The sequence below is a fragment of the Rhizobium sullae genome, assembly GCF_900169785.1.
In the GTDB taxonomy this organism is placed as follows: Bacteria; Pseudomonadota; Alphaproteobacteria; order Rhizobiales; family Rhizobiaceae; genus Rhizobium; species Rhizobium sullae.
The window spans coordinates 120,845-136,020 of sequence record NZ_FWER01000003.1 but is presented as its reverse complement, the minus strand read 5'-3'; the positions used below and the strand labels follow the sequence as shown (position 1 = coordinate 136,020).

The 15,176-nt window shown below is 60.4% G+C and carries 12 protein-coding genes and 1 tRNA gene; 9 read left to right on the top strand and 4 right to left on the bottom strand.

The window, feature by feature from the left end:
* Window positions 1–89: 89 nt before the first annotated feature.
* A tRNA-Ile gene (locus BN1800_RS04315) sits at window positions 90–165 on the bottom strand.
* A 203-nt stretch (window positions 166–368) separates the two neighbouring features.
* On the opposite strand from BN1800_RS04315, the gene BN1800_RS04310 reads away from it, so the two are divergent.
* The 4 genes from BN1800_RS04310 to BN1800_RS04295 all read left to right on the top strand — a co-directional run bounded on the left by BN1800_RS04310 (window position 369) and on the right by BN1800_RS04295 (window position 2,766).
* A complete protein-coding gene (locus tag BN1800_RS04310) occupies window positions 369–1,067 on the top strand; it encodes an SIMPL domain-containing protein (RefSeq protein WP_375714134.1) in 699 nt (232 codons plus the stop codon).
* A gap of 242 nt (window positions 1,068–1,309) precedes the next feature.
* Window positions 1,310–1,693, top strand: coding sequence for a BRA0787 family protein (locus tag BN1800_RS04305; RefSeq protein WP_027508670.1), 384 nt, complete (start codon window positions 1,310–1,312; stop codon window positions 1,691–1,693).
* 95 nt (window positions 1,694–1,788) lie between these two features.
* Window positions 1,789–2,190, top strand: a complete 402-nt coding sequence (locus BN1800_RS04300) for a DUF4174 domain-containing protein (protein WP_027508671.1) — start codon at window positions 1,789–1,791, stop codon at window positions 2,188–2,190.
* 87 nt (window positions 2,191–2,277) lie between these two features.
* Window positions 2,278–2,766, top strand: coding sequence for a heme-degrading domain-containing protein (locus BN1800_RS04295; RefSeq protein WP_027508672.1), 489 nt, complete (start codon window positions 2,278–2,280; stop codon window positions 2,764–2,766).
* Window positions 2,767–2,815: 49 nt separating this feature from the next.
* Here BN1800_RS04295 and BN1800_RS04290 read toward each other — a convergent pair whose 3' ends face one another.
* Window positions 2,816–4,075 carry an AGE family epimerase/isomerase gene (locus BN1800_RS04290; RefSeq protein WP_086994793.1) on the bottom strand — a complete coding sequence of 420 codons (1,260 nt, stop codon included), beginning with the start codon at window positions 4,073–4,075 and terminating at the stop codon, window positions 2,816–2,818.
* A gap of 173 nt (window positions 4,076–4,248) precedes the next feature.
* Between BN1800_RS04290 and metH the strand changes: the two genes are divergently transcribed.
* A complete protein-coding gene (metH, locus tag BN1800_RS04285; protein ID WP_086994789.1) occupies window positions 4,249–8,022 on the top strand; it encodes a methionine synthase in 3,774 nt (1,257 codons plus the stop codon).
* Window positions 8,023–8,670: 648 nt separating this feature from the next.
* Here the strand turns inward: metH and BN1800_RS04270 are convergent.
* Both BN1800_RS04270 and BN1800_RS04265 read right to left on the bottom strand, forming a co-directional pair.
* Window positions 8,671–9,435, bottom strand: coding sequence for a GntR family transcriptional regulator (locus BN1800_RS04270; protein WP_027508676.1), 765 nt, complete (start codon window positions 9,433–9,435; stop codon window positions 8,671–8,673).
* Entirely contained in the window at window positions 9,432–10,316 is an 885-nt protein-coding gene (locus tag BN1800_RS04265) for a glucosamine kinase nucleotide-binding domain-containing protein (protein WP_086994786.1), read from the bottom strand. The genes BN1800_RS04270 and BN1800_RS04265 overlap by 4 nt, the downstream gene beginning before the upstream one ends.
* 532 nt (window positions 10,317–10,848) lie before the next feature.
* Between BN1800_RS04265 and BN1800_RS04260 the strand changes: the two genes are divergently transcribed.
* The 4 genes from BN1800_RS04260 to BN1800_RS04240 all read left to right on the top strand — a co-directional run bounded on the left by BN1800_RS04260 (window position 10,849) and on the right by BN1800_RS04240 (window position 15,169).
* The gene (locus BN1800_RS04260; RefSeq protein WP_086994783.1) at window positions 10,849–12,108 is read left to right on the top strand and encodes an ABC transporter substrate-binding protein; all 1,260 of its coding nucleotides are present in this window, start codon (window positions 10,849–10,851) and stop codon (window positions 12,106–12,108) included.
* Between the two features lie 200 nt (window positions 12,109–12,308).
* Window positions 12,309–13,253 carry a carbohydrate ABC transporter permease gene (locus BN1800_RS04250; protein ID WP_027508679.1) on the top strand — a complete coding sequence of 315 codons (945 nt, stop codon included), beginning with the start codon at window positions 12,309–12,311 and terminating at the stop codon, window positions 13,251–13,253.
* A 12-nt stretch (window positions 13,254–13,265) separates the two neighbouring features.
* The gene (locus BN1800_RS04245; RefSeq protein ID WP_027508680.1) at window positions 13,266–14,108 is read left to right on the top strand and encodes a carbohydrate ABC transporter permease; all 843 of its coding nucleotides are present in this window, start codon (window positions 13,266–13,268) and stop codon (window positions 14,106–14,108) included.
* The gene (locus tag BN1800_RS04240) at window positions 14,105–15,169 is read left to right on the top strand and encodes a Gfo/Idh/MocA family protein (protein ID WP_086994777.1); all 1,065 of its coding nucleotides are present in this window, start codon (window positions 14,105–14,107) and stop codon (window positions 15,167–15,169) included. Before BN1800_RS04245 ends, BN1800_RS04240 begins: the two co-directional genes overlap by 4 nt.
* The last annotated feature ends 7 nt before the right edge of the window (window positions 15,170–15,176 follow it).

The following is a 15,176-nucleotide window of genomic DNA, read 5'->3' as shown; positions in this document are numbered from 1 at the left end:
CTCAGATGGGTACGGCGATGTGTACGCTGATGTGTACAGAGGACGCAGAGACCGCTAAAAAGCCCTGTATTTTCAAGGCTTTTGGTCGATGGTGGGCCCGGAGGGACTCGAACCCCCAACCAAGCGGTTATGAGCCGCCGGCTCTAACCATTGAGCTACAGGCCCTCACGTGGCTTTGCCTCGCGGGCAGCGGGGCAATGGTTCCCCGGTGCGATTTCGCTCTAACGTAATTCGGATGCAGCGACAAGACGCTGCCGCAATAGCTTCACAATCAATCGGCAAAGAGTGAGGTGAAATGGCGACAACCAAGGAGTGAAAAAATGGCGCTGCGGACTATCAGGAACTTGGCTTTCGGCGTGCTGATCGGCATGCCGGCCGCGCTTGCGGGGGCTTCGGCTTCGGCGGCGGACGAATCGAAGCCGCGCGAGCCGGTGATCATGGTCTCGGGCGAGGGCCAGTCGGCGGTGGCGCCGGATATGGCTGTGCTCAACCTTGCCGTCGTCAAACAGGCGAAGACGGCGCGCGAAGCGCTTGACGAGAACAACAAGGCGATGGCGAGCGTCCTGGCAGCGCTGAAGAAGGGCGGGATTGCCGACAAGGATCTGCAGACATCGGGCTTTTCGGTGCAGCCGCAGTATAACTATCCGCAGAACACCGATGGCCAGCCGAAACCGCCGGAGCTGATCGGCTACCAGGTTTCGAACGGGCTGACGGTGCGCGTGCGCGATCTTGGCGAGCTGGGCGGCATCATCGACCAGGCCGTGACGCTCGGCATCAACCAGGGCGGTGACATCCAGTTCACCAACGACAAGCCGGAGGCAGTGATCGAGGCGGCTCGCAAGGATGCCGTTGCGGCGGCGATCAAGAAGGCAAAGACGCTGACGGAGGCTGCCGGCGTGAAGCTCGGCCGCATCATCGAGATCAGCGAAAACAACGTTCGGCCCCTGCCGCAGCCGGCCTATCGCGCGGCGATGATGAAGGAGGCGAGCGACGCTTCCGTGCCGGTCCAGGGCGGTGAAAACACCTATAATGTTACGGTCAACGTGACCTTCGCGCTCGAACAGTAAGCTCAAATCTCCACTTCAAAGTGAAAAAAAAAGCCATTGATGTCCTAAGCGATATCAATGGCTTATCCGTTTCAAGGCACCCGTTGGCAGCCCGGCGGGCATAAATCGCTTTATCACGCGAGTGTTACACTATAAAATCGATCGTGTTATTCGGTCCGGAGAGAACCCCTGGGGTTCTGTGTGTCCTGCTTCGATCCCGGCCGATGAGGAGGAACTGGCTTAATCCACGAGAGGAGACAGACATGACGAATGCCTTGCCGCCACTTCACAACGGACACGCGCCGATCACCCTTCAGGAACTCTTCCGCGAAGCGCTCTATGCCTTCGAGGAATGGGATACGGAACTTACCGAACCGATCGTCACGTTCGAAGGCCGGGTCATCCCGATCAGTCTCGTCTTCGAAGCCATGCGCGAATGCGACGATATCGTGCCGATGAACATTGTCGGCGCCGTTACCGAAAGACTAACCAAACCCTGGGAAGGCGAGGGTCCGCTCGATCAGATGAGCTTCTCGACGGCCGCCCGCGTCATGCGCGTGCTGGTGCGCAAGCGCCTTCTTGCCAATGGCGGCGCCGATATCGTCGCCGTCACCAGCCGCACGGCCGAACGCAAACCGCCCGAATGAGCCTTGAGGGATCGCGGCCGGACCGCGGTCCCCACCCGGCAGGGAACCGGTCTCACTTCCAATCGTTGAAGACAGATACGAAGGATGTGAGCCCCATGCTAAAATCAATCATACGCGAAATCATGGGTCCGGCGCCGCGTGCGCCCGTTTCGCCGGACTGTCTCAAACCGTTCATCGGTTACAAACGGCTGCTCATCATATTCGCGGATGCGGATGACGATCGCGCGACCGTTCAGGACGAGCTGCTGCGCACCTCGCATCTGCGGTTCATCGAGGAGGATATCGAGGTGTTCAGCATTGCCGGCGGCGGGGTGTTCCCGCTTTTCGAAGGCTCCTACGAGCTCGATGCCGACGACATCCGCGACGGCCTCGAAGGACCGCGGCCTGGCGAGTTCGGGCTCGTGCTGCTCGATCGCGACGGCAAGGTGAAGCTGCGTTCCAGCGAACCCATGCAGCCGGCGGAAATCATCGGGGCGCTGTCGTCGATGCCGCATTGATCGCAGGTATCACCACGATTTTGCTTTACTTTTCGGCTCCGCATGCGGATGTTTTCTGCCGTCCGATTGCAGAAGAGGAGTGGGGCTATGACCATCGAGGAGGATCTCGGCCGGATCGCGGAGCAAGAAAAGGTGCTGAGTTTCGATACCTTCGACCTTGCGACCGCCTGGCAGCTCGGCAAGCTGCTGCAGGAACTTTCGACCGAACGCGGCCTCGGCGTGGCAATCGACGTAACACTCCACTCAATGCCGGCCTTTTATGCGGCACTTCCCGGTGCAACACCCGACAACGTCCAGTGGGTGCGTCGCAAGCGCAACATGGTGCTCCGCTATTTCAAGAGCAGCTATGCGTGCGGCCTGAAGCTGCAGAAAGACGGCAAGACGGTCGAGGACAACGGGCTTTCTGGTGCCGACTACGCGCCGCACGGCGGCAGTTTCCCGATCAACGTCAAAGGGACCGGCTGCATCGGCGCCGTCACGGTTTCCGGCCTGCCGCAACGCGACGACCACAATCTCGTCGTCGAGGCGCTATCGCTGATGCTGGCGAAGGATTTGGATTCCTTGCGGTTGAGCTGAGGGATTTAACTGTGGGGCGCACCTACCGGCCTTGCGCCCGCCACTTGCTTTAAATCCTCCCGCCGACTTCGATAATCCCCTTGGTCAGGCTGCCGGCCGCCGGGAAGAGCGGAATGAGGCAGGCCTGGAGGGCATGGTAGATATCGCCCTTGCCGGGAAAGAGGCTGTGGGAGGGAACGAGGTCTTCCGTCAGCTCTTCGTGCCAGCCGCCGTTCTCGTGGTCTATGAAGGCGCGTTCGATGACATTCCAGATCTTGCGGTAGCTTTGCTCGTGGAAGTCGCTCGGCAGGTGCTCGTTGAGGAAGTGGGCGGCGGCGGCACCCTCGCAGGCCGGCCACCAGAGCTTGTTGCGCTTGGCGGGCTTATCGTCCCAATCGAGCGTATAGAAGAAGCCGCCTTTCCTGCTGTCCCAGCCGAGCGCCATGGACTGCGAGAAGAGGCCCTTTGCCGCGTCCGGCATCCAGTCGTGGCGCTTGCCGCCGAGCGACCAGAGCTGCAGGATGAGGCGAGCCCATTCCAGCCAGTGGCCGGGCGTGGTGCCGGCGGGACGGAACATTTCGTTCGGATGATAGTAATTCTTGTCGAGGGCCCAATCGGCGCTGAAATGTTCCGCAACGCGCCAGCCGACGGAACCGGCCGCGCGGAGGATGACGAGATCGGCAATGCTTTCGGCCTTGGCGAGATAGTCCTTGTCGCCGGTGGCCTCGAAGGCGGCCATCAGCGCTTCGGTCAGATGCATGTTGGAGTTCTGACCGCGATAGGCGCCGCCGTCGAGCGGCCGCCAGTCGGCGGTGAATTCCTCGGCGATGGCGCCGTGTTGCGCCTCCCAAAACTTCGTGTTTAGGATTTCCGTGATGTCGGCCAGCATGCCGTCGGCCAGCGGATGGCCGATCGTCTTGGCGGAAGAGGCGGCGAGCAATACGAAGGCGTGGCCGTAGCCCTGCTTGTTGGAATCAACCGGGCCGCTGTCATTCAGCGACCAGAAATAACCGCCGTTCTTCTTGTCGCGATGATGGTTCCAGAGATAGTCCATGCCATGATCGACGACGCCGGCGGCACCCGGACGGCCGAGAAGGACGCCGACCGAGAAGCAATGGACTGCGCGCGATGCGATATGGATGCTGCGAACCTGTCCCTCCGCATCAAGCGGCTTGCCATGATCGTCGAGATCGTAGAAACCGCCTTTGGGATTGATAGAATTGTGCTGGAAGAAATCGAAAAGGCCGTTCGCCTGGGCAAGAAGCCAGTTCCGGTGATAGGCACGGGCGCTCCAGTTTCCGAGCCCGGTGCCGCCGATTGCAGGTGCCATGTTACTCCTCCCATTTCGTGCACAACGCCTTGCGAAAAGGCCTATATAGGGCACGCTCGAGTCTGTCACCCGCCAAGCCTTGCAAAGCATTAAACGCCAGGCATATATTGACATAAAGATATCTTTATGTGATTTGGTCACTTTGGTCTTTAACGACGTCAAGGAGTCCGCCCGTGTTCGACAATCTTTTCGGTCCCGAAGGGGCAAAACGCGACGGCAGCGAAGTCTTTGCAGCTCTGCGGAAAGCCGCAAGCGAGCGAATCCTCGTTCTTGACGGCGCCATGGGCACGCAGATCCAGGGCCTTGGCTACGATGAGGACCAGTTCCGGGGCGAGCGCTTCATCGGCTGCGCCTGTCACCAGAAGGGCAATAACGACCTTCTGATCCTGACGCAGCCGCAGGCGCTTGAGGAAATCCACTACAAATACGCCAAGGCCGGCGCGGATATTCTCGAAACCAATACCTTCTCCTCGACCCGCATCGCGCAAGCCGATTATCAGATGGAAGGCGAAGTCTACGCGCTGAACAAGGAGGGCGCCGAGATCGTGCGCCGCGCGGCGATCCGAGCCGAGCGCGAGGATGGCCGCCGCCGTTTCGTCGCCGGCGCCATCGGCCCTACGAACCGTACCGCCTCGATTTCGCCTGACGTCAACAATCCGGGTTTCCGTGCGATCAGCTTCGATGAACTGCGCATCGCCTATGGCGAGCAGATCGACGGCCTCATCGATGGCGGCGCCGACATCATCCTCATCGAGACCATTTTCGACACGCTGAACGCCAAGGCGGCGATCTTTGCCTGCGAGGAGCGGTTCGAAGCGAAGGGCATCCGCCTGCCGGTGATGATCTCCGGCACGATCACCGACCTTTCCGGCCGCACGCTGTCCGGCCAGACGCCATCGGCCTTCTGGAATTCGGTGCGTCACGCCAATCCATTTACGATCGGTCTCAACTGCGCGCTCGGCGCCAATGCGATGCGTCCGCACCTGCAGGAGCTTTCGGGCGTTGCCGACGTCTTCGTCTGCGCCTATCCGAATGCCGGCCTGCCGAACGAATTCGGCCAGTACGACGAAACGCCGGAGCTGATGGCCGCACAGATCGACAGCTTCGCGCGCGAGGGCCTCGTCAATATCGTCGGCGGCTGCTGCGGCTCGACGCCGGAGCATATCCACGCGATCGCCGAAACGGTCGCCAAGTACAAGCCACGGCCGATCCCGGAGCACCGGCCGTTCATGTCGCTTTCCGGCCTCGAGCCCTTCGAGCTGACCAAGGATATCCCATTCGTCAATGTCGGCGAGCGCACCAACGTCACCGGTTCGGCCCGCTTCCGCAAGCTGATCACCAATGCCGACTACAATGCGGCGCTCGATGTGGCGCGCGATCAGGTCGAAAACGGCGCTCAGGTTATCGACATCAACATGGACGAGGGCCTGATCGATTCGGAAAAGGCGATGGTCGAGTTCCTGCATCTGATTGCCGCCGAGCCGGATATTGCCCGCGTGCCGGTGATGATCGATTCGTCGAAGTTCTCGATCATCGAGTCGGGCCTGAAATGCGTCCAGGGCAAGCCGATCGTCAATTCGATCTCGCTGAAGGAAGGCGAGGAGAATTTCCTTGCCCAGGCGAAGCTGCTGCACCGCTATGGTGCCGCCGTCGTCGTCATGGCCTTCGACGAGACGGGGCAGGCGGATTCTTACAAGCGCAAGGTGGAAATCTGCACGCGCGCCTATAAGCTGTTGACCGAGAAGGCGGGCTTTCCGCCTGAAGACATCATCTTCGATCCCAACATCTTCGCGGTCGCGACCGGCATCGAGGAGCACAACAACTACGGCGTCGATTTCATCGAGGCGACGCGCACGATCCGTCAGCGTATGCCGCTGGTGCACATTTCCGGCGGCGTTTCCAACCTCTCGTTCTCGTTCCGTGGCAACGAGCCGGTGCGCGAGGCGATGCATGCCGTATTCCTCTACCACGCCATCCAGGCGGGTATGGACATGGGCATCGTCAATGCCGGCCAGCTCGCGGTCTACGACCAGATAGATCCGGAACTGCGCGAGGCCTGCGAGGACGTCGTTTTGAACCGCCGTCCGGATGGTACCGAGCGCCTGCTCGAGGTCGCCGAACGTTTCCGCGGTTCAGGGACCAAGGAAGCCAGGGTTCAGGATCTTTCCTGGCGCGAATGGACGGTCGAGAAGCGTCTTGAACACGCGCTGGTCAACGGCATCACCGAATATATCGAGGCCGATACCGAGGAGGCCCGCCAGAAGGCGGCGCGTCCGCTGCATGTCATCGAGGGCCCGCTGATGGCCGGCATGAACGTGGTCGGCGATCTCTTCGGCTCGGGCAAGATGTTCCTGCCGCAGGTCGTCAAGTCGGCGCGCGTCATGAAGCAGGCGGTCGCCGTGCTGCTGCCTTACATGGAAGAGGAAAAGCGCCTGAACGGCGGCGATGAGAGGAAGACTGCCGGCAAGATCCTGATGGCGACCGTCAAGGGCGATGTGCACGATATCGGCAAGAACATCGTCGGCGTCGTACTTGCCTGCAACAATTACGAGATCATCGACCTCGGCGTGATGGTGCCGGCGACGAAAATCCTCGAGACGGCGGTGGCCGAGAAGGTCGATGTCATCGGCCTTTCAGGTCTCATTACGCCTTCGCTTGACGAGATGGTGCATGTGGCAGCCGAAATGGAACGTGAGGGCTTCGATATCCCGCTGCTGATCGGCGGCGCGACGACGAGCCGCGTTCATACGGCTGTGAAGATCCATCCGGGCTACAACAAGGGCCAGACGGTTTATGTGACGGATGCGAGCCGTGCCGTCGGCGTCGTCTCGTCCTTGCTTTCTCCGGATACGCGCCAGTCCTATATCGATGACATTCGCGGCGAATATGCCAAGGTTGCTGCCGCCCATGCGCGCAGCGAAGCGGAGAAGGTTCGCCTGCCGCTCCCTCGCGCCCGCGAGAATGCGCAGCAGGTGGATTGGGCCGCCCACAAGCCGACCAGGCCGCAGTTCATCGGCACCAAGGTGTTCGAGGACTACGATCTGGCGGAAATCGCCAAGTACATCGACTGGACGCCGTTCTTCCAGACCTGGGAATTGCGTGGCCGTTATCCCGCGATCCTTGAAGACGAGAAGCAGGGCGAAGCGGCGCGAGCGCTCTGGGTCGATGCGCAGGCGATGCTGAAGAAGGTGATCGACGAGAAGTGGTTCCGCCCGCGCGCCGTGATCGGCTTCTGGCCGGCTGGCGCTGTCGGTGACGATATCCGTCTCTTCACGGATGAGGCGCGCAACAGAGAGCTTGCAACCTTCTATACGCTCCGCCAGCAGCTTTCGAAGCGCGACGGCCGCCCGAACGTGGCGCTGTCGGATTTCGTCGCGCCGGTTTCGAGCGGTGTCGAGGATTATGTCGGCGGCTTCGTGGTGACGGCGGGTATCGAGGAAATCGCCATTGCCGAGCGCTTCGAGCGGGCGAACGACGACTACTCCTCGATCCTCGTCAAGGCGATCGCCGACCGCTTTGCGGAGGCCTTTGCCGAGCGCATGCACGAACGGGTCCGCCGTGAATACTGGGGCTATGCCAAAGACGAGACGCTCAGCAACGAGCAACTCATTACCGAGGAATATGCCGGCATCCGCCCCGCACCTGGCTATCCGGCGCAGCCCGACCACACGGAAAAGGCAACGCTCTTCCGCCTGCTCGACGCTGAGAAAGCAGCTGGCGTGAAGCTGACGGAAAGCTACGCGATGTGGCCCGGTTCTTCGGTCTCCGGCCTCTATATCGGCCACCCCGACAGCTACTATTTCGGCGTTGCCAAGGTGGAACGCGACCAGGTCGAGGACTATGCCGCGCGTAAGGGCATGGAGATTTCCGAAGTGGAACGCTGGCTCGGGCCGGTGCTCAACTACGTGCCGCGCAAGGCGGCTGAGCAGATCGACGACGCGGCGTAAGGGCGGAGCGCGCGATGTTCAGGTCGATTCAAAAAAGCCGGAAAGTGACTCGTTTTCCGGGTTTATCTATTTGAATCGAAAGACAAGTCTCGGTCACCGGCGTACCGAGGCTGTCTTGTTACCCCGCGCAAGTTCGAGGAATTTGACTTTGACCCAGCCAAAGAGGCTTGGAGGAATGAAACCGTAAGCGAATGTTCCCTCGCTGCCAGGTACTGGTGACAGTCGGCCATTCGTCGACATTGTATTCTGAGACGATGACCCAACTCGGCTCATCGTTGAGACCGATTGCCTGCTTTACTTTCAACGGTATTTCGACACCGACCGTGCTTCCGGATGGCGGTGCATGAGTGATTGGCAAGAGAACGACATAACGGGGCTGGCTGCCGCTGTCGCTTGCAGCGACGAGACATGGCGTCTGTCCTTCCCTTGATGTCTGCCAGAAAGGGCTTCACGCGACCACAGATAATCGTAACGGATGACAAGACCCGGTTCCGGTTCGGGGATCGATGCCATGCGGGTCTACAGCAATTCATCGAGATCTGAATGAGCAGGATCCATTTCAGCGCGCTCGACGGCGTCGATGACAATGGAAAAAGCGTCGGCGGTGCGGTGCGTGCGTTTCGCGGCAAGGATGTTTTACGCCTAAGCTTAGCTTGCCCCGATCGTCAGTTCTGCCACGAAATCATACGCGTCCCCACGATAGAGCGAGCGGGTGAATTCGACGGCCCGCCCCGAGCCGAGATAGGAGATACGTTCGATCGACAGGCCGGCGGCACCAACAGGGACGCCAAGGAGATGGGCGTCGGCTTCCTTCATGTTGGTGGCCGAGATGCGCTGCACCGCGCGGACGGGACGAACTTGACGCCGCTCGAGTTCGGCATAAAGCGATGTCGTCACCACGAAAGGGTCCGGCAGGAATTCGCCGGAAACACTAGCATTCTCGATCGCCAGAGGCTGATCGTCGGCAATGCGCAGGCGGCTCAGCCGCGAGACCTTGATATCAGCGGCGAGGCCGAGAATCATCATCTCGTCGGGCGAGGGGGTGTGAATGCCTTTGTGCAGCCATTCGGAGCGCGAGGTCATGCCGCGGCGGGCCATATCCTCGGTGAAGGAGGTGAGTTGGGACAGCCGCTGTTCGACCTTCGAGACCGGCTTGGCCACGAACGTGCCGGAGCCGTGGCGGCGCACGAGCAGGCCGTCCGCAACGAGTTCGTCTATCGCCTTGCGGACTGTAACGCGGCTGACGGTCGCAAACTCCGCGATGTCGCGCTCCGGCGGCAAGGCATCGCCATGGCCGAGCGTACCGGCGCGGATGGCCTCTTCAAGGGTGCGGCGCAGCTTGACATAGAGCGGGCCGCTGCCGCCGGCCTGGAGGCGCTCGGGCGAAAGGATGCTGGCGAAATCATCCGTCATGCCGCACCCTTCTGTCGCTCTTGGAGAAATTTTACTGCGAGATCGATCGCGCCCTGGAGGACGTCGCCTTTCGGCTCTGCAAGCAGTGCCCTGTGCCGCTCCGCAAGCCAGGGTCCATAGGCCTTTGCGAGGCCGCCGAGCAGGCAGATCGCCGGGCATTGCGGCCAGAGGAGGGTGTCCAGGTTCTCGCCGATCGCCGCTGCGGCGTCCTTAACGATGGCAATTGCGATCTCGTCGTCTTGGGCGGCATACTCGAAGACCAGCGGCGCATAGCGTGCGAAATCCTTGGGCTTTGCGGTATGGGCGAATTCCACGACGCGTTCGGGGTTGCCGCCGTATTCAGACATCAGCCTTGCGGTCAGCGGCGACGACGGACGCACCTTGTCGTAGGCGAGCAGGGACTTTTCCAATAGGTCGCGGCCGAGGCGCGCGCCGCTTGCCTGGTCGCCGACGACGAATCCCCAGCCGCCAATGCCGCGCAATTTGCCGTCCCGGCGTGCATTATAGACCGAGCCAGTGCCAAAGGCGCCGATGACGCCGTCGGAATCGCCAAGCGCGCCCTGAAGCGCGATCAGAGCATCGGTGACGACATGGCCGTCCGCGAAAGGCAGGGCGCGGTCGATGCGGGTTCCGTAGTCGCCGACGTTGGCTCCCGCGACGCCGACGACAGCGGAGACCTTGGAAACGGTTTCTGCAGGCAGGCCCGCATCCCGCAGAGCCTCGCGCGCTGACTCCACGATATTGAGGAGAGAGTTGTCGAGATCGGAAAGGATATTGGCAGGCCCCGCCTTGCCGCGGCCCAGAACGTTGCCCCTCCCGTCCGCAACTGCAGCACGGCAGCCAGATCCGCCTCCGTCTATGCCGATTGCAAGTTCCGTCATCGAACCTCCGAATGCCGCATTCCCTTGGTTTTACTACAATACCAAAAAAATACCATTTACCAAGTGGAATTGGCTCGAAAATTTTGCCGTTTTATCTATTTGATTTTAAATGATAAAATTTTTAAACGAAATTTGTATGCGCCAAAAGTTAAATTTGGCTGGACAATTGGTATTTTTTTGGACTTAATTCCGGAAAAGGGAACAGCACCTAGAGGCAGATAGAAACCGGCGCTAAAATGATCTGCTGGTGTCTTAAGAAAGATCGCATCACGATTGCCGCTTCAGGGCGCGCGCTTCATGGGAGATCAGACCGCCGCAGCTTTTTCCTTTCGAGAATATCGCGCCCAGTTCAGCGTATTGGGAGGGCGCATACTGGCCGGGGGCGTCTTTGCTTTCCGGGTCCGTCGAGCTTCCGGGGCCGGCAGTTGCTGGCGGCCCCACCAAGGTGGCGTTGGGTGTAAACCTCAGGCACGCCAACTGCTTGTACCAGAACCAAGATAGCGCCTTGCGGCGCTTAAAACAGGAGAGGGAAATGAAAAACACTGCTCTGAAAAGCCTGCTGCTTGCCTCCAGTCTGCTCACGTCTGCTGGCTTTGCCTATGCTGCGGACGTCACGCTGACGATCGAAAGCTGGCGTAACGACGACCTGCAGATCTGGCAGGAAAAGATCATTCCGGCCTTCGAAGCCAAGAACCCGGGCATCAAGCTCGTCTTCTCGCCGACTGCTCCGACGGAATACAACGCTTCACTGAACGCAAAGCTCGATGCCGGCTCTGCAGGCGACATCATCACCTGCCGTCCGTTCGACGCGTCGCTCGAACTCTTCAACAAGAAGCAGCTTGCCGATCTCACCAGCCTGCCAGGCATGGAAAACTTCACGCCGGTTGCGAAGGCTGCCTGGTCGACCGACGACGGCAAGTCCACCTTCTGCGTACCGATGGCTTCGGTCATCCACGGCTTCATCTACAACAAGGATGCCTTCGAAAAGCTCGGCATCGCCGTTCCGAAGACGCAGGACGAGTTCTACGCCGCTCTCGAAAAGATCAAGGCGGACGGCACCTACATTCCGATGGCAATGGGTACGAAGGACCTCTGGGAGGCCGCGACCATGGGCTACCAGAACATCGGCCCGAACTATTGGAAGGGCGAAGAGGGCCGCATGGCCTTGATCGAAGGCAAGAAGAAGCTGACGGATGCCGAGTGGGTCGAGCCCCTTAAGGAACTTGCCAAGTGGAAGCCTTATCTCGGCGATGGCTTCGAAGCGCAGACCTATTCCGACAGCCAGAACCTCTTCACGCTCGGCCGTGCGGCGATCTACCCGGCTGGTTCCTGGGAAATTTCGCTGTTCAACAGCCAGGCGCAGTTCAAGATGGGCGCATTCCCGCCGCCGGTTCCGAAGGCTGGCGACACCGGCTACATCTCCGACCATCCGGACATCGGCGTCGGTCTCAATACGAAGAGCGCGCATGCCGAAGAAGCCAAGAAGTTCCTGAGCTGGGTTGCCTCCTCCGAATTCGCAGACATCTACGCGAACTCGCTGCCGGGCTTCTTCAGCCTGAACTCCAACCCGGTGAAGATGAGCGATCCGTTAGCACAGGAATTCGTTTCCTGGCGCGGCCCGTACGAGTCGACCGTCCGCTCGACCTACCAGATCCTGTCGCGCGGTACGCCGAACCTGGAAAACGAAACCTGGGTCGAATCGGCCAATGTCATCAACGGCACCGACACGCCGGAAGTGGCTGCCGAAAAGCTCCAGAAGGGTCTCGACGGCTGGTACAAGCCGGGCAAGTAAGCCGGCGTCGATTAGGCAGGGCGGCGATTTCGCCGCCCTCATTCCTGTGCTCGTCACAGGAAGCCAGCCACGCGAAGTCTTTCGCGTGAGAAGAGTCTCCCGTGCCGCCAACGCGGCGCAACTGGATCCCTGTGTGAACCCCGGACATAAACCCGAGGACAGGGACGAGGGGAGAGAACGAAGCAAAGCGAGCCAGAACAATGACCGATCTGACAGCGGAAACCGCGATACCGATCAGGCGCCCGGTGCGCTGGCATATCGGCGTCTTTCTTCTCCCGGCAATCATCGTCTATTCGGCGATCATGGTCCTGCCGCTGATCGAAACGCTCAGGCTTTCGTTCTACAACATCGTCGACGGCACGCCCGCCTTCGTCGGCCTTGCGAACTACAAGGTGCTGTTCGGCGATCCGCGCTGGGCGCATGATTTCTGGAATGCGCTTGTCAACAACCTGATCTTTTTCGCCATTCATATGTGCGTGCAGAATCCGATCGGCGTTGCGCTTGCAGCGCTTCTGTCCACGCCGCGGCTGCGTTTCGTCGCCTTCTACCGCACGGCGATGTTCCTGCCGACGCTCTTGTCGTTCGTGATCGTCGGCTTCATCTGGAAGCTGATCCTCTCGCCGATCTGGGGTGTCGCACCATGGCTGATGAGCCTTGTCGGCATGAAGTCCTTCTTCGCGCCCTGGCTCGGCCAGTCCGGTCCGGCGCTGGTCGCCGTGTCGCTGATCTCCAACTGGCAATATATCGGTATCCCGATGATGCTGATCTATGCGGCGCTGCTCAGCATTCCCGAAGAGGTGATCGAGGCTGCGGAATGCGATGGCATCACCGGCTGGGCACAGTTCTGGAAGATCAAGCTGCCGCTCATCCTGCCGGCGATCGGCATCATTTCGATCCTGACCTTCGTCGGTAATTTCAACGCTTTCGACTTGATCTACACCGTACAGGGCGCGCTTGCCGGTCCCAATATGTCAACCGATATCCTGGGAACGCTGCTTTACCGCACCTTCTTCGGCTTCCAGTTGCAGCTCGGCGACCGCTCCATGGGCGCGACGATCGCGACGGTGATGTTCCTGATCATCCTCGCCGGCGTCTCTTTCTATCTTTTCGCAATCCAGCGGCGCATGCGCCGGTATCAATTCTAAGGAGCGTGGTCCATGTCCAATAGAGCACGCACGTCCCCCCTCCGCGCCGGCCTCGTGCATTTGGCTTTGATCGGCTATACGCTCGTCGCCATCTTTCCGGTGTTTCTGACGATCATCAACTCGTTCAAGGACCGCAACGCGATCTTCCGCTCGCCGCTGCAGGTGCCGACGCCCTCGACCTTCAGCCTTGTCGGGTATCAGACGGTGCTGGGGCAGGGCGATTTCGCAACCTATTTCCAGAACAGCTTCATCGTGACGGTTGTTTCGATCTTCTTCGTGTTGCTGTTCGGTGCGATGGCGGCCTTCGCGCTTTCCGAATACCGCTTCCGCGGCAACACGCTCTTGGGCCTCTACATGGCGATCGGAATCATGATCCCGATCCGTCTCGGCACGGTGGCTATCCTGCAGGGCATGGTGGCCGCCGGCCTCGTCAATACGCTGACGGCGCTGGTTCTCGTCTATACCGCGCAGGGCATCCCGTTGGCGATCTTCATCCTGTCGGAATTCATGCGCACGGTTTCGGACGACCTGAAGAATGCCGGGCGCATCGACGGGTTGTCTGAATATGCAATCTTCTTCCGGCTCGTGCTGCCGCTCGTGCGCCCGGCAATGGCGACAGTCGCGGTTTTCACGATGATCCCGATCTGGAACGATTTGTGGTTCCCGCTGATCCTGGCGCCGTCTGAATCCACCAAGACCGTCACGCTCGGCTCGCAGATATTTATCGGCCAATTCGTGACCAACTGGAACGCCGTTCTGGCAGCACTTTCGCTGGCGATCCTGCCGATCCTCGTGCTTTACGTCATCTTCTCGCGGCAACTGATCCGCGGCATCACGTCCGGAGCAGTGAAATGACCGTTTCGCAGAAGCCGGTCCGCGTTCTCGTCGCGGGGCTCGGCAATATGGGCCGCAGCCATGCGCTTGCCTATCACAACAATCCGGGCTTCGAGATCGCCGGTCTCGTCAACCGTTCGAGGCCGACGTTGCCGGAGGAGCTTGAGGGCTACACGATCCATCCGGATTTCGAGACGGCGCTGGCCGAACTGAAGCCCGATCTCTGCGCCATCTGCACCTATTCCGACAGCCATGCCGATTATGCAGTCGCCGCGTTCGAGGCGCGCTGCGATGTCTTCGTGGAGAAGCCGCTGGCAACGACTGTTGCTGACGCCGAGCGCGTCGTAGCGGCTGCGAAGAAATCCGGACGAAAGCTGGTGATCGGCTACATTCTTCGCCATCATCCGTCCTGGACGAAGCTGATCGAGGAAGCGCGGAAGCTTGGCGGACCCTACGTCTTCCGCATGAACCTCAATCAGCAGTCTAGCGGCCCGACTTGGGAGACGCACAAATCGCTGATGCAGACGACATCGCCGATCGTGGATTGCGGCGTTCACTACGTAGACGTCATGTGCCAGATCACCGACGCGAAGCCGGTCGAGGTGCGCGGCATGGGCTTGCGGCTTTCCGACGAGATCGCGCCGGATATGTACAATTACGGCCATCTGCAGGTGATCTTCGAAGATGGCTCCGTCGGCTGGTACGAAGCCGGCTGGGGGCCGATGATCTCGGAGACGGCCTTCTTCGTGAAGGATGTCATGTCCCCGAAGGGTGCCGTTTCCATCGTCATGGATCCGAACGCGAAATCGGATGATATCGACACGCACACCAAGACCTCCGTTATCCGGCTCCATAGCGCCGAGACCGGGCCGGACGGTAAGTTCATTACGCCGGATCAGGACATGACGATGGCCGGCGAACCGGGCCATCAGGAGCTCTGCGACCGTGAGCAGGCCTTCGTGCTGAAGGCCATTCGCGAGGACATCGACCTCAATCGCCACATGGCAGACGCCGTCGCGTCGCTGCGCATCTGCCTCGCCGCCGATGAGAGCGTGCGCACCGGGCAACCGGTCAAACTGTAAGGGAACG